Source organism: Photorhabdus hindustanensis (assembly GCF_002968995.1).
GTDB classification, from domain to species: Bacteria; Pseudomonadota; Gammaproteobacteria; order Enterobacterales; family Enterobacteriaceae; genus Photorhabdus; species Photorhabdus akhurstii.
Window position 1 is genome coordinate 1 of record NZ_PUWT01000019.1, and the last position, 22,987, is coordinate 22,987.

General features: G+C 40.4%; 27 protein-coding genes and 1 tRNA gene. 9 read left to right on the forward strand and 19 right to left on the reverse strand.

The window, feature by feature from the left end; all coding sequences use genetic code 11:
* The 17 genes from C6H66_RS07970 to C6H66_RS08050 form a co-directional block, all read right to left on the reverse strand.
* On the reverse strand, positions 1–807 hold an 807-nt coding region (locus C6H66_RS07970), incomplete at its 3' end, for a tail fiber protein (protein WP_248000628.1).
* Between the two features lie 2 nt (positions 808–809).
* Positions 810–1,382: a DUF2612 domain-containing protein gene (locus C6H66_RS07975; RefSeq protein ID WP_105395292.1), complete on the reverse strand. Its 573-nt coding sequence runs from the start codon at positions 1,380–1,382 to the stop codon at positions 810–812.
* Positions 1,379–2,572, reverse strand: coding sequence for a baseplate J/gp47 family protein (locus C6H66_RS07980; protein ID WP_105395293.1), 1,194 nt, complete (start codon positions 2,570–2,572; stop codon positions 1,379–1,381). Before C6H66_RS07980 ends, C6H66_RS07975 begins: the two co-directional genes overlap by 4 nt.
* A complete protein-coding gene (locus C6H66_RS07985) occupies positions 2,565–2,912 on the reverse strand; it encodes a contractile injection system sheath initiator (RefSeq protein ID WP_105395294.1) in 348 nt (115 codons plus the stop codon). Before C6H66_RS07985 ends, C6H66_RS07980 begins: the two co-directional genes overlap by 8 nt.
* A complete protein-coding gene (locus tag C6H66_RS07990) occupies positions 2,909–3,664 on the reverse strand; it encodes a phage baseplate assembly protein V (RefSeq protein ID WP_105395295.1) in 756 nt (251 codons plus the stop codon). Before C6H66_RS07990 ends, C6H66_RS07985 begins: the two co-directional genes overlap by 4 nt.
* A complete protein-coding gene (locus tag C6H66_RS07995; protein ID WP_105395296.1) occupies positions 3,661–4,617 on the reverse strand; it encodes a phage protein in 957 nt (318 codons plus the stop codon). Before C6H66_RS07995 ends, C6H66_RS07990 begins: the two co-directional genes overlap by 4 nt.
* A gap of 203 nt (positions 4,618–4,820) precedes the next feature.
* Entirely contained in the window at positions 4,821–4,997 is a 177-nt protein-coding gene (locus tag C6H66_RS25865) for a hypothetical protein (protein ID WP_181150163.1), read from the reverse strand.
* A gap of 230 nt (positions 4,998–5,227) precedes the next feature.
* Positions 5,228–5,575 carry a hypothetical protein gene (locus C6H66_RS26680; protein ID WP_236548318.1) on the reverse strand — a complete coding sequence of 116 codons (348 nt, stop codon included), beginning with the start codon at positions 5,573–5,575 and terminating at the stop codon, positions 5,228–5,230.
* Positions 5,576–6,122: 547 nt separating this feature from the next.
* Entirely contained in the window at positions 6,123–6,428 is a 306-nt protein-coding gene (locus tag C6H66_RS08005) for a phage baseplate plug family protein (protein WP_046395660.1), read from the reverse strand.
* Positions 6,413–7,018: a phage baseplate protein gene (locus tag C6H66_RS08010; protein ID WP_046395661.1), complete on the reverse strand. Its 606-nt coding sequence runs from the start codon at positions 7,016–7,018 to the stop codon at positions 6,413–6,415. Before C6H66_RS08010 ends, C6H66_RS08005 begins: the two co-directional genes overlap by 16 nt.
* A 2-nt stretch (positions 7,019–7,020) precedes the next feature.
* Positions 7,021–9,072, reverse strand: a complete 2,052-nt coding sequence (locus C6H66_RS08015) for a phage tail tape measure protein (RefSeq protein WP_105395297.1) — start codon at positions 9,070–9,072, stop codon at positions 7,021–7,023.
* On the reverse strand, positions 9,062–9,676 hold the full coding sequence (locus C6H66_RS26685) for a phage tail assembly chaperone (RefSeq protein ID WP_248000629.1): 615 nt from the start codon (positions 9,674–9,676) through the stop codon (positions 9,062–9,064). Before C6H66_RS26685 ends, C6H66_RS08015 begins: the two co-directional genes overlap by 11 nt.
* Positions 9,677–9,790: 114 nt before the next feature.
* Positions 9,791–10,231: a DUF3277 family protein gene (locus C6H66_RS08025; RefSeq protein ID WP_046395662.1), complete on the reverse strand. Its 441-nt coding sequence runs from the start codon at positions 10,229–10,231 to the stop codon at positions 9,791–9,793.
* Positions 10,232–10,240: 9 nt separating this feature from the next.
* Positions 10,241–11,710: a DUF3383 domain-containing protein gene (locus C6H66_RS08030; RefSeq protein WP_082300827.1), complete on the reverse strand. Its 1,470-nt coding sequence runs from the start codon at positions 11,708–11,710 to the stop codon at positions 10,241–10,243.
* Positions 11,711–11,713: 3 nt separating this feature from the next.
* Entirely contained in the window at positions 11,714–12,262 is a 549-nt protein-coding gene (locus C6H66_RS08035) for a phage neck terminator protein (RefSeq protein ID WP_422615601.1), read from the reverse strand.
* Positions 12,263–12,666: 404 nt separating this feature from the next.
* Complete coding sequence (locus C6H66_RS08040) at positions 12,667–13,086, reverse strand: antiterminator Q family protein (protein WP_105395298.1); 420 nt, start codon at positions 13,084–13,086, stop codon at positions 12,667–12,669.
* Positions 13,087–14,305: 1,219 nt separating this feature from the next.
* A tRNA-Thr gene (locus tag C6H66_RS08050) sits at positions 14,306–14,381 on the reverse strand.
* Between the two features lie 579 nt (positions 14,382–14,960).
* On the opposite strand from C6H66_RS08050, the gene C6H66_RS08055 reads away from it, so the two are divergent.
* From C6H66_RS08055 to C6H66_RS08095, 9 genes are all read left to right on the forward strand, one after another.
* Positions 14,961–15,326 carry a Dabb family protein gene (locus C6H66_RS08055; protein ID WP_046395667.1) on the forward strand — a complete coding sequence of 122 codons (366 nt, stop codon included), beginning with the start codon at positions 14,961–14,963 and terminating at the stop codon, positions 15,324–15,326.
* Positions 15,316–15,738, forward strand: coding sequence for a DUF2000 domain-containing protein (locus tag C6H66_RS08060; RefSeq protein ID WP_046395668.1), 423 nt, complete (start codon positions 15,316–15,318; stop codon positions 15,736–15,738). The genes C6H66_RS08055 and C6H66_RS08060 overlap by 11 nt, the downstream gene beginning before the upstream one ends.
* A 52-nt stretch (positions 15,739–15,790) precedes the next feature.
* Positions 15,791–17,155 carry a phenylacetate--CoA ligase family protein gene (locus C6H66_RS08065; RefSeq protein WP_248000630.1) on the forward strand — a complete coding sequence of 455 codons (1,365 nt, stop codon included), beginning with the start codon at positions 15,791–15,793 and terminating at the stop codon, positions 17,153–17,155.
* Positions 17,152–18,099 (forward strand): branched-chain amino acid transaminase, encoded by a 948-nt coding sequence (locus tag C6H66_RS08070; RefSeq protein ID WP_105395300.1) that lies wholly within the window; start codon positions 17,152–17,154, stop codon positions 18,097–18,099. The genes C6H66_RS08065 and C6H66_RS08070 overlap by 4 nt, the downstream gene beginning before the upstream one ends.
* A gap of 21 nt (positions 18,100–18,120) precedes the next feature.
* On the forward strand, positions 18,121–18,699 hold the full coding sequence (locus C6H66_RS08075; protein ID WP_105395301.1) for a prephenate decarboxylase: 579 nt from the start codon (positions 18,121–18,123) through the stop codon (positions 18,697–18,699).
* 56 nt (positions 18,700–18,755) lie between these two features.
* A complete protein-coding gene (locus C6H66_RS08080) occupies positions 18,756–19,298 on the forward strand; it encodes a carboxymuconolactone decarboxylase family protein (RefSeq protein WP_036814960.1) in 543 nt (180 codons plus the stop codon).
* A 21-nt stretch (positions 19,299–19,319) separates the two neighbouring features.
* On the forward strand, positions 19,320–20,267 hold the full coding sequence (locus C6H66_RS08085; RefSeq protein WP_046395672.1) for an ornithine cyclodeaminase family protein: 948 nt from the start codon (positions 19,320–19,322) through the stop codon (positions 20,265–20,267).
* 150 nt (positions 20,268–20,417) lie between these two features.
* The gene (locus C6H66_RS08090; protein ID WP_040153968.1) at positions 20,418–21,044 is read left to right on the forward strand and encodes a LysE family translocator; all 627 of its coding nucleotides are present in this window, start codon (positions 20,418–20,420) and stop codon (positions 21,042–21,044) included.
* A gap of 258 nt (positions 21,045–21,302) precedes the next feature.
* The gene (locus C6H66_RS08095) at positions 21,303–21,971 is read left to right on the forward strand and encodes an RES family NAD+ phosphorylase (protein WP_046395673.1); all 669 of its coding nucleotides are present in this window, start codon (positions 21,303–21,305) and stop codon (positions 21,969–21,971) included.
* A 39-nt stretch (positions 21,972–22,010) separates the two neighbouring features.
* Here C6H66_RS08095 and C6H66_RS08100 read toward each other — a convergent pair whose 3' ends face one another.
* The gene (locus tag C6H66_RS08100; RefSeq protein ID WP_046395674.1) at positions 22,011–22,637 is read right to left on the reverse strand and encodes a hypothetical protein; all 627 of its coding nucleotides are present in this window, start codon (positions 22,635–22,637) and stop codon (positions 22,011–22,013) included.
* A 133-nt stretch (positions 22,638–22,770) separates the two neighbouring features.
* Positions 22,771–22,987: zinc ribbon domain-containing protein (locus C6H66_RS08105; protein ID WP_146111031.1), on the reverse strand; the 217-nt coding region annotated here is incomplete at its 5' end.

Below are 22,987 nucleotides of genomic sequence, written 5' to 3' on the forward strand. Positions count from 1 at the left end.
GCCAATCGAAATAGCACCACTATGTGCCCAGCATGCCCCCACATCCCCGGCACTCAAACTGACATCCCCGGTCAACGATTTCCCGTTCACTTTCCGGCTGCCCGGTACCGCGTTGTTAGCTTTAGTCACCGTTTCCGTCAAACCAAGGTTTTTTATAAACTCACTTTTATTAGGGATATCTGCGCCATTTTGGTTTTTTGCCAATCTGCTGTTGGCATTATCTGTAGCCTTGTTTGCTTCATCATGAGCATTTTTGGCTGCTATATTTGCCGTATTTGCAAAATCGTACACCTCTTTAATTGCCTTTGGCGTCGCAGCTAGGGTTTCGCTTGCGCTATTTGTCGCACTACTTAGCTGTACAATCCCCTTCTGAGTCAATGAGGCATCAGAAACACCACTTAATTTGCTTTCAGCGATTTTTCTAATGTCATGAACTGCTTTCGGAGTCGCCGCTTGATCTTCTCTGTCAGAGTTTGTCGCGCTGTTAAGTTGCGATATACCTTTCTGCGTCAGTGAAGCATCAGGAATTTCCGTGGTAATTTTCTGTTTTAATGCTAAATCTAATTGTGCTACGAGTTTCTCCAAGTCACCATCATCCATAACGTCTTCACCGGTTTTTTCCGCAATGTATTTCCCAATTACCGCGGCAATAACCGATGATTGTCGCCAAACTTTATTTAATCGTTCACTCCTTGCTATTCCTGATTTAAAACCCTCTTCAATAAAATCTGAGCTTTCATATTCTTCTTGTGACAAAGTATTCGCGTTTTCACCAATGGCAAACGCTTTAAAATCATTTTTAGCCACTTCTAACCCTCCACTATATGGTAATTAACCGTTATCCCCATAGGTTTAAGCGAGAGATAACCCTGATGGATGATTTCTTTAGTAATCGTACTAATCGATTTGCCTTTAATAGTCACAGTGAATGACATATCTAAGTTATCTTCAAAAGATACAGATAGACCATTATTTGAATGAATAAAACTTAGGATGTTATTAAATGACTCAGCCGTTCCATCCCAGTTATTTGCGCCTATTTTCGCTTTAATGACAATTCGATAATTATCATCATCCAGTTTGATATAACTTTTATCACTATCAAACCGCCCTTTCCATCTGCCACTATCAAATCCCAAGTCAGTAATATCAAAGGAGAAGTAATAGGATTCAATTGGGGTCTGAATCATTCGATTTCTTCCTATCCATTCTCCAATAATATCAAGCTGTTTGCCCACCGCTTTATCAAGGTCAAAACTGCTAATCAGTAAATCTGTTGTCAGCGCATTCTGGTTGAAAATATCAGTCACAGCTTCAAGCATCCTGACATATTTGTTACCTTCCATGTGATATGCAGGAATTAACTTTATATATTTGTTCATTCGAGCACCGTTACTATTTTAATATTTTCAGGTGAACATGTCGGCGCTTCATTAAATGCTATGTCAATGTTCGCCGTTCCGGTTGTCGATGCTGATTTACCCACTATCACAGATAATACTTCATATGTCTGCCCACCGTTTTTATTGCATAAGTTTGCCGGTACAAATAAGCGAGTAACATATATTCCACCACCTATATAAAGAGATTTTATGTAGTTAGATACTTCAGTGCGAATATTATTACCAATATCTGATGTGTATCCGACAAAGGGTTTAATGTGTATTTCAACGTAAATTGGCACTAGTGTAGGGCGATAGAAGTTAATCGTTTTTTTATTGCCATAGTCATCGGTAATAGTTTCAGCGGTGGTGCCAAATGTCGGTATACCCGGCGTTTTCTTTATCAGGATGGTCCGGGCAATCTCTTTCGAGTCTCCACCATCAATGACAAGTGCAATGCTGTGTGCAGGTATGCCATTTTCATCTGTTTTGTCCGAGTCGTTGTCATATCCCCGGTAACGTGAAACCCCATGCAGGTTGGCAATTGCCCCCATTAGTCCATCCATAATGGTTCTCGAAGGCAGCGCAACGGAAACCGATTGCCGTATCCGCAGTTCTATATCGGTTTCAATTCCCCGACCAAGTGTAGCCGCAACCGGGTTCGTCACGGTTTGCCAGCCCAATGTTGGCGTAGCAATTTGGTTAACCGTGTGAGGCAATGCGCCAATCGCACCCGATTTTTGACAAATCGCGGTCACAATAGCCTGCCCGTGTGTATCTATAATGACTTCATCCGGTAGTGACCAAGCGTTTCCCGCATCATCTCGGACGGAAGCGTTGCGAATAACTGTGCCCGTTCGACCTGTGACCAAAACATCCACCGTTGAGTTACTGGAGCTTTTTCTGGTGATGCCGTTGATTTTGACATTACGAGAAAGCCCTTCACCCACCGCGGTTGTCGGGCTAAATGAGTTATAGGAGGCAACAGTTGCGTTGTTACAACCGTGAATAACGTATGCTATCAGCGATAAAAAAACCCCGTCTTTACTGTCAGATTCAATGTAAATATCGTCCCCATAAATATCCCTGAATATCGTCTTCCAGCTATTCAAGATGGTTTGATAATCAGGAGCATTGATCCCATTTTTATCAATAGCAGGTAACATTGTGTTGATAATACTTTCATACATCAGCGGTTACTCCTGTCTGGCCATAAATCGTGTCTATCGTGACTGTAATGGCGATTCTTCTTGTTGCAGGGTTTCTTTCACTACGGTAGTGGGCGATGTTCTCTACACCTGGCGTTTGTAGTATTCGCTGTCTAATAACCAAGTCATAAAAACCCGATGTGCCTTTACCCAATACGTTGTCGTAATCGGTTCCCTCTCGGTCATCAAGAAACCATTCTCCACTCCGCAACATCAGGCGAGTTTTCACTGCTTGTGCAACCGCTTCCGGTGAGTTGATAAGAAAACCCGCCTCTCCACGACCAAATACATAGTCGTTGTCAATTTCTCTTCTGTATCTCATTGAGGTTTCCCCGTCTTACTACCACCTGATTGCACACCACTATGTACATGGTTTTTAAGGCTAATCCCTGCCGCTGTCACATCATTACTCACCGTGACAGGACCTTGCATGGTTGCGGTGCCACCACCAGCGCCCATGCCCTGTGATAAGTTGCCGTTAATGGTGACGTTGCCGTTTAGGATAATGTCAGGTGAAGTGATTTCAGTACCGCCATTGGCTGTAGCGGTAAGCTTCGTCGGTGTGATAACCGTGATGTTATGGCTATTAGGATCGAGTTCGATATACGCAGCACCATCATCACTTCTCAGTTGCGCGGTGTGAGTGCTGATATTAGTTATTTTTTGCTGCTGAGATTGTGGGCCAACAATCGCAAATCCATCGGACAGGTTGTGCTGCCGAGGATCTACCGGCTCTTGTATACCGCCAGATTGCCACCAATAATCAATGCAACGATCAGCAAATACGACCAGACATTCATCACCGGCTCTTACCGGGAAGGTTAATGTCACGCCGCCGCCCCTTGGAAATATCACCGGCACATCCACTAACAACGGCAAGGATACCGATTCCAGCTCCCCATCTTTTTTCCTGATTTTCCATCTGATGGCCGGTTGTGCTGTAACAGTTACCGCATCAGCATCAAATGATTGAATAATGCAAGGCAAGGAGACATATAATCCGGCGTTAATCACTTCTTGCATAGCAAAAAAGACCGCTTCGGGTCTATTTAGTCGTTCGTCAGTATTTATCATTCGCCCTCTGACTTATCCTTATTGTGAGTTGATTGTTTCAGTAAGGTATGATCGCTCTTGGCGATACACATTATTGTCATGTACCACTCTGTTTCGCAGGTGTCGCCGGAATACTCCACATTGAAGACAATGTAATCACCATCAGCGTCCAACATTGCCGGTTGTGTTTTTGCATCCTTATGATCGCCAGACTGAGCAGCCTGTTTAGTCGCCGGATCAACCGGTTTGATTGAGCGGTTGTCCAGTCTGATTAATGTACCGGGGCGGATATTCGGATTAATTAAGCATGTAACGTTAATACCTGAGCCAATAGTTTGTTCAGGCATACCAATAAGACCTGTTTTTGAAGTAAGGACAATGGCTTCAGTTAAGTATTTATTTTTGGGTACAATATGTAATTGGTTATCTTCATAGCGCCAATTAGCATCACATTGCTTTGCCAGATTAGAAACTTCATTGCGGTGCATGCCAAAAAGCACTTTTCCCCTAGGGGATGCTGATTTATTGAATTCAGGGCGTAGACCTGCTGTAATGCCATATTTGGCAATATCACGCATTAGCAAATGATCTAAATCTGCTTGCGAATATCCTGCTGCAATAGTGGTATTCACGGTCGCGTAATTGTGTGCTTCATCCCCATCCGCTGCATGAATCACAACACAAGTATCCGTTGCGTTGTCTCTTTTTACATACGTGTATTGAATTTGGCCTGAGAATATTTGCCCTGAGTTCTCCTTGTAACCCGCCACAAATTTAATCTTTTTAAATTCATTTTTACGTAATTTATTACTAGTTTCGTTATTGAGGTTATATATAGTAAAAATACCGGTAGCAGGATTGGAAGATTCCGTTCTGCTAATGTTAAATGTGATTTTCAGGTCTGATAAATTTACTTTTTCGCCATCTTTGTCTACAACGATAAGGTGGCATTCTCTTATCCATTGTTTTGACATAATTCACCTAATATATAGAAATAGAAAAACCGCAATTAAGCGGCGTATGTAATAAATCATGTGAAACTAAAAATTTCAGGCTTATAAACGACAAAGGGCACTATTACTAATGCCCGTTAATAAGGATTGTCATCACCTCTTTACTGTACTTGACTTCCTACTGCCAAAAATCTTATCTCCCCAAAGAGACATATTATAAAAACTTATGCTACCGCTTTTTTACTACCGCGCAACTTTCCCTGCTGTTCACAACATGCAACCTTGCATTCAAAAGCATCTGGAGCTGCTTTCTTCAAAATATCAACAGCCGCCCCCATTCTTGTAAATACACCTAGTGTATCGAACCTGACTTCTTTCTTGGATACATTCTGCCCTTTCATATGTACCTCTCAGGGAGTCGCTCTAGCGCTCTTTATTAAGGATAATCGTCATATCACACTAACAGTGGCCATCTATTATTTTCATAACAAAATCTTATATCGTCATTGCAAATTTATCAAAGGCTGCCTGTAGCCCATTAACATCTGAAATCATAATATATCCGCATTCATGCATTGTAAAACCAAAGCTCGCATAGTAATCACACAACTCTGAAACAGGTTCCATAATATTAAACACCTTCAGCTTCTACCGCCACACTAAACAAATATGCAGACATCAAGGTAAGGAAAACCATGCGCCCTGTTAAAGGATGATTTTTATCATTTCTAGAAAAACTTTCAATCATGTGAATTCTGAAAATTTTATCATTGACACCATACAAGCAAAGAGCCGCCCCAGAAGGCACTACTTCTATTGCTGTATTCACTAATTTCACACAAAATTCAAACCTATCAGGATCATTTCCATATTCTGTTAAACCAAACTCCCATTCCAATGCACCAAAACCACCAGCGAGAATTTTAAAGTCCTGATCAGTGATAGAACTTACAACTAATGGCAACCCTTTGAGAATCAAGGATTAATTGCAGATTGTTCCTCACTAATTGACCAATCTCTTCCAGAGAAAGCATATCAAGATCCTTTAGATAATAATCTAATAGTTACATACAATGATTATCTATCCTTTCTCAGGAAATTTATACATTATCCCAATGTTCACTTAAAGGTATAGATTCTTTTCCATCAGGTAATAAGAGATAATATTTCTTGTAAGATCTTCCTTATCCACAACATTAATTTTACTGTAACCTTAATAATTACTAGAACCTACAAAACCAATCTCATTTCCTAACAAGTAAAATAATATCGTAAATCACACCTGTTTTATTACCTACAATTCATATCACTCCTGAAATAAAACATTCAAGACATTCAAGACATTCAAGACATTCAAGACATTCAAGACATTCAAGACATTCAAGACATTCAAGACATTCAAGACATTCAAGACATTCAAGACATTCAATATATATTTTATTACCGTCCAAAGATATAGCCACTCTCGTTATTGGACACAATTTTTTATCATAACCACTTTGAAATTATATGTTACTCTCATCAAGTTAACTTACTACAAAGTATAACCTGTCTTCTTTACCAAGATTATTTCTGAAAGGTTTCTCCTGATTTATATCACCATAAAAAATTAATGAGCCGTTAAAACCAAGATGACGATATTGTTCCAGTAAGTCAACCCCAAAAACCAACGGTAAACCTGTGACGATAAATTCACTGTCCGGCGTCATAATATCCAAAATCCAACCTGCGATATCACGCCACATCAATCTCATTTTATAATTAATGCCATTTAGCTGAATATCGAATTGCTGATTTTGGGGTGATAAAGGAATTTCTACAACCCTAGCCATTTCTTACCTCGCTCTATAATAAAATCAAGAATAATTTTTGGCATTGATGGCTTCACCGTAACTTTAGCTCCCATATTAACTACAGGTGCTGTATCTTCAGGATTTTTCATATTTTCCGCCGGAGCGGCCTTATTCGGTGATGTTTCAACAATAACAATTTCACGTAGGTTTAAAACTACCGATAAAACATTTTCACTGGTTTTATCCGTTGTGACACTGATATCTTTAATCAACATGTTTTTATATAAGCGCTTTCCCGTTACGACATCAAACGGTTTATGTGATGCTCTCAGGTCCAGTAGCTGTTGATATATATCACGCGGACTGGTTCCAAGGCTCAGTCCGGTGGAAATATCAAATACCTTTGTTGTATCAATAATATCAAGCAGCGAACCTCCACCTGCGAAACCTAAGTCCATTCTCACTTCTGATGGGCTGTCATAAGCATGATCACTGAATGTCACCCCCTGCTGGACCGGGTGATCGGTGATATTCGATACATCTGTATGTGTTTCCGAAATAACGACACTCGGTACAATGACACCTATTTTTCTCTTTTGCTGAGAAAACATGACTGATAATATATCCATTGTTATCTCACCTGTGTTTGCATATTTCGAAGGAGCATACTGTGAGTGCGTTCTACCGTTTCTCCAGTCAATCTCGCCGCTTCTCTCGGGGATTCAACACCGTTGACTTCAATATGATAATTGACTTCTCCTATTCCCTGTATATTATTGCTAGCAGATATTGGCACACGATGTAATAAAGCGAGAGTAAATACCTGATAGTTCATCATACTGTTGATATTTGCCACCGCACCATTGATCATTCTGCGATCAATGGGAATATTCTGCAAAGAATTAGCCACATTATTTAAATGTCCAACCAATTTTGTTGGTTTATTCACTGGAGATGGTATTCCGATAATCGCTGTTTTGGTATGCTCTGATAAATAAGGATTATTACTACTTGCCCCCACCATCATGTTATCAATCAATCTTTGTATCACATCAGAATTAGCCAATTTCATCATGCTGACTTTAGGATTATCTTTATTAACTGGCTGATTATTTTGTCCATCTGTTACCGCCTTATCTGACTTTTGCATGACTACAGGAGCATTACCAGGAGTATCTGCCGCAAATTGAGAATGTCCTTTCGGAAGGGTGTTTTCTTCACGTTTATCTACCCAATTCCCTTTTTCATCCCAATAGGCATTACCTTCCCCAATCAGAGCATCACAAAAATCATGCCAAGTTTTCGCGGTCCTAATTCGCTGAAAGTAGTCATACCCACCAAAAGTCCGATTAAGTGCTTTATCGATATATGGCTCTGATGCAACAGCAACTGCCCCTGCAACTCCCGCTTTACCTAATATTCCACCTCTGGAAACAGATTTTGACACTTTAGCCAAATTAAGAATCGCACTTGTCACACTGGATATTCCTTTGATCATCTTCGCAGCCCATGCAACTGCAATGAAGGTCGCAAATCCCTTTAATACATTTCTCCAACCGCCAACGGCCTTAGCCCCTTGGTTTATCCAACCAGAGATTTTTTCAATGGCTTTAAGAAATTCATTAATAGAGGGTTTCCATTTATCCCAATCAATAAAATGCTTACCGCCCTCTTTCCAAACCTTATAGTCTTCATAAAGCAAGAGCAACGCCGCTGACAGTGCAGTAATCATCCCTATCGGCGAAGTCATAAAGGCTGTATTTAAGATTTTCCACGCAAATAGTAAGCCACCTAGTGCTTTAATAAGCGTTTTTGTACCGCCATCCAGTTTGTCCCACCAGCCAATTAAATCACTAATAGCTTCACCGACACGACTGACCACTAATGTTATGTCATCAGCCAGATTCAATATGACATTCAATACACGAGTAATAACCTTTTCTACCCTAGGGAAATTAAGCAGGATAGTTTGTTGAAATGATTCGACTCGTCCAGCCAATCCCCCCGCCAAATCCGAGCCTATTTTTTCTTTTATCATCCCAAACAAATTGTCTAAGGCAGTTATGCGCACTATAAATTGGTGAGATTGCTGGGTTGCTTTAGTCGGGTTATAACCTATGGTTTTCGTCATGTCCTGATATTCAGCTGTATATTGACCAATCCCACGACGCATAGCCATCAAGGTATTGTCGTCAATACCCAGTTTGCGGGCGTATCGATTAGCACGATCCATCGGCATTTTCGATAACTGTTCACCCACCTGTGCCACCAAAGATGCTGTATCCCGAAGGCTGCCATTTACATCTCGGGTTTGAACACCAATGTTCCGCAATAATCCCTCACCACCTGGATTTTTATGTAGGAAATTAGCAACGCCCTCAAGAGATTGATTAAACCCTTCAACACTTCCACCTGCTTGACTGACCGCATAACCAATGGCTTTAATGTTTTCAGCCGTTGCACCTGTTTTCTGTGACTGCCAGTAAAGTTTATCCAATCCGTTAGCAACTTGAGTGGTGAAATTAATAACCTCTAGTGCTGCGTTTTTAATTTCCTCCCCCATTTTGAGAACATTAGCCGTGACTTCGGTGATAACAGCCATGAATTTACTCTGTCCGGCTTCATCAACATCAAACTTAAGCGATCCCAAGAAATCCTTAGTTGTTTCAACATTATTGCTCATTTCGCCACCTCTCTATCATGGCCTCATTTTCCGATTTAACATCAAGGGCATCATTCATCAATGCAATATCAGCTAAGCCAAGAACACCGTTTTTTAATGATTCATAACGGCACATGCCCGCAATGACCGGGCGTAACAGGTAATCACGCCCTTTCGGGAGGGTTTCAAAATTTAAATTGGGTTGTCCTGGGATTACACTGCGCTCTCTAATGGGGCGAGAAAAAAAATTTCCCAATGAGTCTCGAATAATAAAACCGACAATTTTCAGCAGTTCGAAGCCGTTAATGTCATCAAACATCAATACCTGACCATCAGGCTCATAAATCTTGCTCCATATTCCATTCTGTTCACGAGAAACCACTGATAAGCAAATATCATTAATTTCATGTCGGTTGGATTTTCCTAACGCGTTGATGGATTCCACCAGATAAGGGAGCACTTCTTCAAAGCCCGTGACTCCCTCATCATTTTTAGCTGTCACAATCTTTTTCATCAGTGGTCCAAGTGCCGGAATAGCCGGTGCCAAAGCCACTGCTAAGTCCTGTTGCTGAAAAGCGTTTAATTTACCACCACGATATTTTTTACCATCAATTTCAAATTCCATAATCACTTATCCTCAAGCTCGCTCAAACTGCCACAGCATAAGTCCTATGTTAAAAATAGAGACAAATGCTGCGGCAGATTTGAAGGTGATTTAACTGTTTGTGAAGGAAGCGGGTTAGAATGTGCCTAACATGATATCGATTTTGCCGCAATCAAATACCCAGGCAACGGTATTACCTGCTTTAGCATTCTGCAAATCCGGTTGTTTCTGAAAGGCGACGGAACGTGCAACAGCAATGTCGTTACTTTGCTTATTGCGAATCACAATCACATTATTACCCCATGCCGCCGACGAAAGTGATTGCGCACTGAGCATCGCGTTCAATTTGGCGTTTACTGAACTGGTCTTAAGTAAATTAACTGTGATGGTTCCTGATTTGGTTGCATGCAATGAATGCATGACTTCCCCATCTGCACCGGTGGTCATGGTGTTTTTACTCTCCGACATGGTGACTGTAATTCCCTCATCCGAGAGCGCGGCGCCGTTACCAAGATCAAAAGAGCCGCCAACTCCGGTAATAGAAGCGGAAACATCAAGAAAAGAATACGTAGCCATTTTCAACCCTTATCTGTTTACATTAATAATGACATCAGCGTAGTGAACAGCGCCTGCTAATTTGATAGCGCACTGAATAACCGGCGCTTTGCGAGCTTCCCGATCAGCCTGTGCCTGCGTTGCAATTGGCGGTGCGTAAACGTAGTAACCTTTGGTTAATGTTGCGCCAGTGTCCAATGCGCCAATCGGATCACCTCCCCATACGCCATGAGCGATTAATCCGTTTGTCGCCGCTTGAGCCAGTGACTGCTCAACATTGGTAATTAGCCGGGTGACACCTTCATCAGTCTGTGGGATCTTGCTGGTGCTGGTGTAAAGCAGGTTATAAAGATTGTTTTGAACGTAGTTCTGCAACCAATCCAAGCCGTGGCGCTCATCGATGAAATCCCCATTCGCCATGACGCCTTCCTGAATAATGGCCGTATCGTTGTTGTATTTAACAAAAACGTTGCCATTTATCTCTTTCAACACATTGGCTTGCGTTGCGGTGAGGTTTTCTGCGGTTACTGCGGGTTCCTGTTTAAATTTCAAAGTTATCGTGGTGTTATTACCGTTGAAATTGACGGTAAACATGCGGCCCAACAGCGAAGCAACGGTGTAGGATTTACCGGTTGAATATTGCCAAAGGGTGCGTTGATAGTTTCTCTCTTTTAATTTTGAGCCGATATCAGTTTTAACATTAGCATCCAACACGTCTGTTTTTTGTACTGTATGTCCGTAGATACGGGAAACAGATGCAGATTCGATGTAGTCGGCAACAGAGAGAATATCTTCATCCGCCAGAGAATCATCGGCAATAACTAACCCATACCAGCCGCTGGATACCGATCCCAGCACCGCTACTGCCTCAGCAATGGTTTCTGCTTTGGTAGATTCGATAGCGGTAGCACCCGATATTTCGTCCAGCCTTAACAAATCACCAATATAAGTTCCCGTCGTTGCCGGTGAAACATAGCCAACCGCACCGACAGAATTTGGCATAATAGCGAAACGTGAAGAGGTACTATCATATGTGACCGAATAATCTTTTAACTTATCCGCTATCCGTTGGGCCACACCGTTAAGATTGCTCTCTTTACTCAAATCAATGCCACTGTACACCGCTTCTTTACCGTTAATCGTCAACTTAAAAGAACCCTCGGTGACGGCAGTAAATTTGCTAATAATTTGCTGCGGTTTAGTCAGCACGGCCCCTTGTAAAGAGGAAACCACATTATCCTTAGCCCACCGACCAATATATAAATCAACCGGGCGTGGCGACTGGGAATAATAAAGCGCTGCGGCCTGATACTCTGGTGAAGTCAGTCCAAAATCAGCGCCGACACCCTCGATATCCGAGTATCGGCGTAAACGCTCATGAGGATTGATCACGTTGCTTGCGCCGATAATCAGTAACGCACCAAAGTTCCGGGACTGAGCCGCATGAGGAGCCATATTCAACGTGACATTGATAATGTTTGAAACAGGTAAACCCTGCATAATTTAATCTCCAAAGAATTTGACAGGCGCTTCCACCAGTGATTTAACACCGTATTCACGCACCACTTTTCGCCGCAAGGTGATCGTCATGTCATAACGACGCCCCCTCTGGTTATTGATAAGTTCCGGTAAAGAAGTCAGCCGACTGAGCTTGTCTACTGAAAGACCGGAACGCTCCAACTCGTCATTGTTCTGACTGACTGCCAGCCCATCACGAAAACGAGCGCCGTACCGCTGGCTGTTCGGGCCATAAAAGGAAATCAAGCACACAATTTCTTCATGACGCCATAACTTGGTTCCCTCATCAGTCTGGTTCTCAAAAGCAGGCGAAGCATCCGAAATAAAATCCGTGATAACAAAATCACACCAGTCATCATCTACCGGTAACTGAGGCAGTTGTGCTGATGTCCATCGAGAACGCACTTTATCGTCAGGCAAACCAGAAACACCACACACCCAACAACTCAGTATGTGTTCCAACCCATCATCGTACTCAGGGTCAGGAGTGACAGGCGTTAACCAACCCGCTTTATCACTACCGTTGCTCATCAAAAATACCTCCATCAAACAGCAATAACTCACCTTGAGCCTGGGTAAACCAAGCCCTGTATTGAGGACTAGTTCTTATGGAAAGTTAGTTCTTAACACCGAGTTATGATTGATTTAATAGGGATACCGATCGCGAAAAAGGTAAAAAAATATGCGCAAGTGATTCGCGATGGCAAATACGAAAAAGGCCGCAACACAGTGCGACCTTGACAATTATGATTTAAATTTTCACTTATTTATCAGAGTACAATATGAAGATACTTAAAGTTCACTCGTACCAAACAGAGTTAATTGCATAACAGGAGTTTTTTAAACCCGAATTTGATAGGTTAAGCCCTATTTTCCGCAATACCCAAATGAAAAAAGCCCCGATATTTCTATCAGGGCTTATTCGCAACTTTAACTGGTTAGTACACTACCATAGCTTTTTGCGTACGCACAAGCTTTTTGTGGTTCAGAACTTCATCATCCATTTCTAACTTGATATCAAGCATCGCCAAACATCCCTGAACAAAACTTTCTCCCTTTTGCAACCGGGAACGTACTTCAATATCAGGCACTTTAATTAAACGCGCGATGGACCGTTTGGAAAGCCCCAATGCGTAGTACATAAATAAAACTTCAATTTCTTCCGACTTATCTACCGTCTGCAACTTTGCGATACAAGCATCGATAATCAAGCCATCATTATCACAACAGGAAGGACGTAATGAACGAGTTGACGCAATCAAACCTTTAAATCCAGCCGCGATCGGTGGCCAATTAACACCTGTGGCATCATCAACCCAACCGCCCCAACGCTCTAAAACTTGTTGAATATTGCGCATACATTTTGACCTTAACTTTTAGTAACAAATAGTAGTAAAAATTATTTTCATGATGGTCTCATGCATCCATGCATTCGGCATTATAACAAATTTTTCATTTTCTATTTTTGTGTTTCTCTGCTACGTAACTACGTCGTTTAAATACATCTGTTTACTTAGTCTATTAAATACAAATCGTAAACAATCCCTATTCTGGACCAAGCTTAATTTCATAGGAAAACACATAATATCATTGTTGACATGGATGACTATAAAGTGTTTATCTTCCTCATCTACGTATTTATTATACAAATTTATAATCTTCATTTAATCCTCTAATGTACCTTCCTTTAAAACGCTTAGCACCTAAAGCAACACACAGGCTCTTTATTATTTATCAAAAGTTTTCAAGCAACATGACACCCCCTTTTTTATTATGAGATGAAAAATGCATTAAATAAAAAATAGCACAGATTTTTTACCTCATGGATATTTAAGTGTAAAAAATATTTTGAATCGACTTTGAAATCCATCATAAAGTGCCGATTAAGAGTGATTGCCACACCTATGCCGCAGGCACAGAAATCAGCTTGTTTACATGGTGATAGACAACCAGCCAGTGTAAATGTGAGATCTCAACATCCCTATTCTAAATATCTCCACTAGATTAAACCAGACATTTAAGCCACCAACAGGATTAATGTTACTAACGATAAATTACCGATTATCAGGTAAATATCTACGTGAAAAATTTTAACACTGTCAGATATACCCTCTTCTGATCAATGAGATTTTTAAGCCCATGCTATCCAGTAAATAGTTAGCAAAAATATTCTTCTGAGCTGAAATTGCTTTTATCTGATACTCTTTTGCAGCATCAATATCTTCTGCTATTTTCTATCCCATCTTATTTTCGGCTTTCACCAGACAAATAGATGGATACATGTCGATAGCAAACATTTTTTCACGCTGGAAAACTGATACCTCAAATGCCAATATTTTTCTCTGTTAGTTTTTACCCGGGAAAATAAATCCGCATTATCTGAACGTCTGATATCCTTTATTCTTGGTCATTCTGTTTTATTCCGAACTGCCTGACAGTGAGTTTAACTATACGATGTTAAGCGGGAAATTATAACAGGAAATAGCAAAATCTACTGGATATATGAACAGAACCATTTGAAATGAAACAAGAAAAAAGCCGTTATCTCCTGAGAAGATAACGGCTTCTTATTTGATTTGGTGCCGGCTACCGGAGTCGAACTGGTGACCTACTGATTACAAGTCAGTTGCTCTACCAACTGAGCTAAGCCGGCTTATTTCAGGGGTGGCCCCTGAAAGCGAGCGCAGTATATTACAACCCAATGCAAACAATCAAGCATAAATAATAGATTATTTAAAAATATTACCAAAACACCTATCATTAGTGGCATGCTCAACGGCATCCCATGACTTGAAGCAAGACTACTGCCACAAATCCTCAGAATTACTTTAACTCTTTATTATGACGCAACCGACGATCTGGTTATTTTCAACATCAAAAAACAGCGCATTTACTGACAAATCAGAAATAACAACAAAATACTTTATGACCATTGGTATCCAACTAGAAAATAATCTCAGGTCATAAAACAACCTTATCGTCCAGAAGCAGTGAAAAATTAAGACATTCAAGAGACAAGCCTAATAGCTTTATTCTCATCGTCAGAATCACAATTTTTTCACTTTACTTTGAATTATTACCAATGGGAAATAGTTGACTACTATAAATGCAATGTGCTATTTAAATTAGACGCAAATCAAAAAAAATAAACTAGGTATGCGCTAATATTAAGTGTAAATTAAATCATTTCCATAGGTTATTATAACTCAAAATTTTAATTATGAGGTAAATCATGTTGGGCAAAAATAACTTGATTGCACATCAAGTTCTATTTACCTTCAAGAATGGAATAAGCTGGGATAGTGAAAAAGCTATATTAGCAGAGAAGGTGACTCTAAATCATATAAATGAGATAAGTGAAATAAAAGGATGGTTTTGCGGCCGCAGTACGGTAGACAGAAAGCAATCAGTTGACTTTAGTTTAATTGGTTACTTTGAAAGTTACGAAGACCTGAACATATATATGCATCATCCCGATCATATAAAAGGCGTGGTGCTATGGAAAGAAATAAGTACATGGACAGTTTCTGATATTATTGTCGATGTAAATAAGTTGATAAATTTCACTCAGTTAATAGGAAAGTCGTATGGAGTTTGACGAGAACCTACATAAAAGTGTCGTCGTTATCGCTGATAGTCTGCCACTTGGGTTAGCCATGAACGCGCTGAGCGTCATTAGTGTTTCAATTGGCAGAAACATTAACGGCATTGTAGGGCATGATGTCTTTAGTAAAGATAGCATTTGTTATCCTGGTGTCATTAAAACGCCTTTGCCTATTTTGAAAGCAAACCATGATGTACTGGATGCTATTCATAATGAATTAAAATCTAACGATAACTTTAAATTAAGCCCTTTTTCCTGTTTAGCGCAATCATGCAGAACCTATGAGGAATACGAAGGAAAATTATCTGCTGAGCATTCGGATGAATTGAAGTTATCCGGAATCGGCATAGTTGGACCAAAGAAAGATATCAATAAACTCACTGGCAACTTACCACTTTATAAATAACCAGGTAGCATATATGTATTCCATTTTTAGAACCGATCTTCATGAGTTAGGGATGAAGTACCTTACCGAATTAAAAAGATATCTATCTGGCGAGATAGATATCCCCATATTGGAAAAAATACAATATGAAAAGTTGAAAGAAATCATAAACTATACGAAGAATGGTTCAACTTTCTATCAAGATCGCCTAAACGCAATAAACCCAAATGATGATGACAATTTATCCTCATTTGTTGAAAAACTGCCCTTCACCACAAAATTAGACTTAAGTAAGGCAGGGAATACGATATCTTCAGATAGTTTAAGTCATGCCTGGATATATTATGAAACCACAGGGACAACTGGGCCATCAACGCCTTGTCCTCGCAATGAAATAGATTCTTTAGTCAATAATAGCTTCCTGACTCTGCAATATGAGTCTATTTTTAATCAGGAAGGCAAACAACACATTATTGGCGTAATGGGTCCAACGGAATTGCACTCCACTGGAGATACCTTCGAAGATGTATTTCGCAGTTTAGGGCATACCGTTATTAAAATGTGGCCTCGTTCGCCTGTTGTTGGCATGCATAGAGTACTCAGGTTGATACAAGACCTCAAAATAACCGCTTTAGTTTGCACACCTGCGGTCGCCGCTGAGTTGCTAAAATATTGCCGGGACAACGCATGTGATGCAAAAGAATTAGGTATCGAAATCATTTTAGTCCTTGGCGAACTTATTACGCCAAATAGATTAAGGAATTTATCTCGGAATTGGGGCGCTAAAATTTACAACTGTATGTATGCCTCACAAGAAACGTCAATTCTGGCGGCTTGTAACGATACCAATAAGCTTATTACTATTCCATACAACAATTATTACGAACTTATTTGCCCTTTTACTCATCAGAAACTCAATGTTGGTGATAATCACGTTGCTGGTGAATTAGTGATTACCCATTTATATAAAGGTAATAAACCGCTGATTCGATACAAAACAGGGGATATGGTTCGGTGTAAAGCAATAGACTTAAATCAATGGGAAATAGAACCCATCGGCAGAGTAAAAGATGTGTTAGTATTAAACAATGCTAATGTATATGCTTTTGATATTGAAAATGCCATCTTTGAAGAGCTCGAATATTGTTTTGAATATTTTATTGAAATCAACAATACAGCCGGTACAGATGAGCTTAAGATCACTTTAGAGCCGTGTGACGAATTAAATGATGCGTCACTCATTAGTAAGATAAAGCAAAAAATGGAATCCAAATTCAATATGAATGTCGACATCCATGTAGGAGATGTCGGTGGACTTATTGGAACCGCGGCAATGGTAAGCTGGAAAGCAGCACGTATCCATGATTTGAGAGATGATACCAACAATATTGAACGAAATTCAGCTTTAGAAATCATGAAAAAGAGGGCAGCTAAATGACAAACAATATCGTTAGCCCGGTTAATAAAGATTGGATCGTATTTCTAGACGGGGAATATCTTAATTTTAGCAATGCGACCTTTCTTGCCAATACACAAGCTTTAAATTATGGCACCGGTACATTTGAAGGAATCCGAGCTTATTGGGATCAAGATAATAACCAACTTAACTTATTTAGAGTGCGTGAGCACTATGAACGGTTAATACAATCAGCTAAAACATTAAAAATTGAATTGCCCTATACTAGTCAGGAGTTAACTGACATTACTAAAAATATCATCATCAAAAACGGTTTCAAACAAGATATTTATATCAGGCCATTAGCACTTAAAAAGTCGTTAATGCCGGGTGAAAAATTTGGCGTTAAGCTAAGCGGTGTCAATTCAACCCTCTGTATTAACGCTTTACCTATGGGCGCTTACACTAAAAAAACAGATTTTAAATGCCTTATTTCAAAATGGCGACGTGTATCAAATGCGGCAATTCCATCATCTGCCAAAATTACCGGCACTTATGTTAATTCCGCACTTGCTCATGAAGATGCCAAAGAGAATGGATTTGATGATGCTATCATGCTGAATGAACAAGGCATGTGTGCAGAAGCAAGTACATCAAATGTTTTTATTGTTAAGGATAATTGTGTTATTACACCATCGCTTAGCGCCGGCATACTCAATGGAATAACCAGACAATCTGTTTTCGATATTTGTAAATTCCGCAATATTCCCTGTATTGAGTCAGAAATTCAGCAAAAGGATCTCTATGAAGCAGATGCCTGCTTTTTAACAGGTACTGGCCTTGAAATATCAATTGTTTCGCAAATAGACGATGTGTCATATATACAAAAAGAAGATTCTATAGCCAATGTTATTACCAAAGATTATCAAGAAATAATCAGAGGCAGAATAGATAAATTCTCACATTGGTTAAATCCAGTTTATTAGTGTAATTCCAGGAGAGACATCATGGAATGTGTTTTTTTTAGTTTCTACAAAGATACATTTGATGTTCTAAATATTGCTACCTTAGGTCCATCAGGTACAAGTAGCGAACAATCCGCTATTCGTTTTGGTGAATTTGCCATTAAAAATAACGTCGCCAAGAGTTACCAAGTTGTTTTATGTAATACTTACGAAGAAGCAAGCAATCAAATTATTTTAAATAACTGTCAGGCATTGGTGGTAGCCAATGCTTATTACAATATCAGTGAGTTTTACATGGATAACAGGTTTAACTTGTCATCCGCATTTTTAAATTACACGCCTAATTATGGTATCGCTATTCGTGATGAATTAACTACAGATAATATCGTCATTGCAACCCATCCGGCACCAAAGGCTTTAATCCCAGAGTTGTTGCCTGATAATCTAAGAATTGCGGATATCATTTTTAAAGACTCAACCAGTTCAGCGGCAAAAGCAGCCGCTAATTCAGAGGTAGATGCCGCACTCACGACAGAAGTGGCAGCAAAATTACACAATTTAAAATTTATTTCTCATATTCGACCAATTCAAATGCTTTGGTCAGTATTTACAGCCGCATAAAAGCTAACGTTGCTTTAAAATAGGCCAATATATAGATCTAATATACAGAGGTTATTATGTCTTTACTTACGCTACACACTATTGCTACCACACCTGAAAAAAGTAAGAAATTACTTCAAAGCTCTATTAATGACTTCGGCTGGGTACCTAACCAAAGTGGTTATATGTCAGAATCTCCTTCATTATTAGCCGCTTACCAACGAGCACACGACCTATTTATTGATAGTTCATTGAATGAAGAGGAAAAAGCTGTAGTGTGGATTACAACCGGCATAGAAAATGGTTGTAATTATACAATTCAAGCCCACGCTTTTATTGCAATTCATAATGGTGTAGACAAAAAAACGGTTAAGGCATTGATTGAAAAAACCGACGATCTCTCCCCACGATTATTGGCACTGCGTGAATTTACCACAGAGGTTATTTACTGCCGGGGACAATTGAAAAGAGATGCTATTGATCTATTTTTAAGCCGTGGTTTCAGCAAACAGAGTATGTTGGACGTTGTGTTAGGCGTTTCTCAAAAGAATATGTCGACAATTCTCAATAGTATTGCCGGAACTGAAATTGATGATAAATTCAAGCTGGACGACCTTTAACTGATATTGAAAGGCATCAATATGCTTTATGTCGATAAAGAAACCGTTGCACGTTATTTGACGATGGAACTTAGTCTTAAGCTAAGTGAAATAGCATTTAAATTGCAATCGGAGAGAAAAGTAGAGCAACCTTTACGTAATATCATTAAAGGCGAAGACGGCTTAATGGGCACCATGCCGATTTATATTAAGGAGGGGCCATACAAAGGGTTTGGGCTAAAATCGGTGGTAGTGAGGTTTCAAAGCAACAGCGATAAACCTTCACACATCGGTAGTGTGCTGGTTTACGACGAACCGGGAGTTTCAGGGATTGCAGCGGTAGATGCCGGCGCTATCACAGAAATTCGCACCGCAGCCGCCTCTGCTTATGCAACTCATCTTCTTGCCGCAAAGGATGCCAGCCGGTTGGCGATACTTGGCACTGGCTTACAAGCAAAAGCACATTTGCAAGCCATGTTATATGTGCGCCCGATTAAAGAAGTCACTTTATGGGGTCGTAATGCAGAAAGATGCCGTGAGTTTGTCACATGGTGTGATAAAACACTCAATCTTCCCATTTCGATCAAAGCCTCACCTGCTGAGGCGGTACTCAATAGTGACATCATTTGCACAACCACAGCATCGCGTGACCCTATACTCAATAGAAAAGAGTTACCGGTTAAATGTCATGTCAATGCCATTGGCGCTTCGGCCCTGGGATTTCAGGAACTTAGCGAAGATATGTATAGCCATACAACCCTGTTTACTGATTCCAATGAATCAGTACTTGCCGCCTCTCAATCGGTTATTAAAGCAAGAGAGAAAGGTATTCTTAGCGGGTCAGACATTGGAATAGAAATTGGTGCCGTTTCTCAATCTCATTCCAATTTGTGCGATCAGGGTGTGACTATTTTTCAATCCGTTGGTTTGGCCGTTCAAGATATGGTATTTTCTCGGGAAGTCATTCGACAACTAATAAAAATGTCTTAACTATTTTGGATAAAAATATGCCAAACTTAAGACGTTCAGCATTAGAAAAATGTCGTTATTGTCTATATTAAATAATCCATTTGTCACTTGCATTCGCAAGTGACATTTTTATGTTCTGTTACTTCAAAGTGTTATTTTGAGAGGAAAGATATGCTAGAAGTGTCACAAATAGTAACCTATACAGCGGCACTGACTGTTGCTGCGGCGATACCAGGTCCAGGAATGGCAGCATTGGTTGCCAGAAGTGTGAGTAGTGGCGCGTTAGCGGGATTTTGTGTGTTGTTTGGCCTGATTATTGGCGATCTAACTTATTTATCTTTTGCTGTTTTTGGCTTGTCCATTATAGCAAGCAGCTTTGACACTTTATTCGTTATGGTGAGATGGGGTGCCGCCTTATATTTGAGTTATTTGGCGTGGCAGTTCTGGTTTGCCGATCATCAATCCATTGGCGAAGACCAACCTATTAAGAAAAAGGAGTTGGCTGCGGCCTGGTTATCTGGTCTCACTCTAACGTTAAGCAATCCTAAAACCATTGCCTTCTATCTCGCTCTATTGCCTTTGGTCATTAACATGGAATCTATCTCGTTGCAAAACTGGGGACTCATGTTAGTGCCACTAACGGTTTTTGTCTTATTCAGCGTAGGAGCGGTATTTATTCTCGGCGCTCTCAGTATTCGACATCTGTTATCAAGCCAACGGGCACAACGGATTTTATTTAAAGGTGCGGCTGTCATCATGTTCGTAACCGCTGTAACTATGCTGTTCAAAGCCGATTAAAAAAGTTTAATCTCTTACTATTTCCACGGTTTTATTGAATAAGAATCCGTCCTGGAACACCATTCTTACCAATAAATCGTGGACGCACAATAAACTACAGACATAGCTCGCCCCCAGAAACCACAGCACATATTTATCATTGGAAATGCAGTTAAAAGTTGTATAATTGTTTTGTTATCAATGACATTTACAGCGCTAACGAGCAAGCGCTCTGCTTTTTTTCACCGGATAGGTAAAAGCTTTCGATGTAGGTATAAAATGCTACCCAAGGAGATTCTGTATCCCGATCTAGAAAAACAAATTCGGGAAATCTATAAAACCCATACCATTCCGACTTATACTCCCGGCGACTGGAATTTAAAACGTTGGCAAAGGAAAGAATGGCCGTCTGCTCTAAACTTCAATTTTGGCGATGGGCGATATAATTCCCCAGATAATTCTTTCCGAGTATGTTATATGGCCGACCGAGCAGTTACAGCCCTGGCAGAAAGCTATGGAAGGCAATGGCATAAGGAAGGGTTACGATTTATTGATGAATCTGAGATCCGTACTGCGAGAATATGCAACATTCGTTCATTAAGGAAATTAGTTTTTATCGATATTGCTAAACTTATTGGGATGTTACATATCCCGTTAAGTGTTATGGTTGATGAAAGTTATTCAGTGACAAAAAGAGCTATGGCTTGCCTCTATGAACTCTTAAATAACGAAATGGATGGTATTTGCTACATATCTCGCCACTGGCCTACAGACTTCTGTTATGCAGTGTGGGAGAAGCGGGAAGATCGGTTTGTAGACGCAGGGATGCAAAGCCTGGTTAATTACAGGGATTCAGAATATATGCCGAGTACATGGAATGAACCCGACATATCAGCAGATGAATTATTGGAAGAAGTGCTTAACTTCAAAATTATCCGACTTGAATGATATAAAGTTGCCCCCTCGAAACAGGGGCTCTTTTTTATTTTAGCTTGCGATCTGATGACCCACTTGTGACGCAGCCCTCAGCATCAAAGCCAGTTCGTTTTCTGAAGCATTGTTTTTCATCATAATATCAAGAGGTGTTCTATTGCAGGACAATGGTGTTGTTAAAAAAGACATTTTAGATACTGGGTTAATGTCCACGCCCATCGCTTTCATAACATCTTCAAAATAAGGCAAGACTCCGCCGGTAGTGAACTGGAATGTAGGGAAAATGTAGTCGCTGTTTTTTCTAAAAGCAAGCAACTTTCCACTTTTCACTCTTATGTTAACAGCTTGACGACTTATGCAGAGTATCTCTGCAACGTCTCCAGCTTTGATAGTTCCGCCCATTTTATCAAGTTCCTGATAGAACAGAGCTAGGTTTTCAGCACGGCGTTTAAGCTTACGAAGTTCACGCGCTGGAGTTCGGACTTTGTGTTCAAGTTGAGTCGTATATAATAGTTCAAGTAGTTCGCTATCACTTAGCACAAGAGCATTTGCGGCCTGCGCTTTCTCTTTAAACTCAGGCATCAATGACGTGAGCAATTTGTCAAATCGCCGTTGCAAAAGGGATTGGTACTCATTAAGGGTATCAGCATTTTTGCTGTGGTTTGTCAGTATCGCGTTCATAGCCCCTCCTTACTTGCTTGACGATTATTGTATTCTCACATTATGGAATCGTCAAATTGATGCTTGGAGGCAGATGGGTAAAGGAAAGGCTGTGACTACTCCCCGCCGTAAAAACGGCGAGGCTTCCCACTTCTCAGGCCGCCACCGTCTTTATGACGGATTGACGCTGGCCTCCGTGGGCAGAGACGACGAGTCCCGCCGCCTGTAATTCTGTTATGCCCTTGCGCTGGATGTTGAGCGCCGCATTGATATCGCGGTCATGTTCGACTCGACAGAAAGGGCATTGCCAGAGCCGCTTACGCAGCGGCATTTCCAGCATTTTGTAACCGCAGCAATGGCAGGTTTTCGAA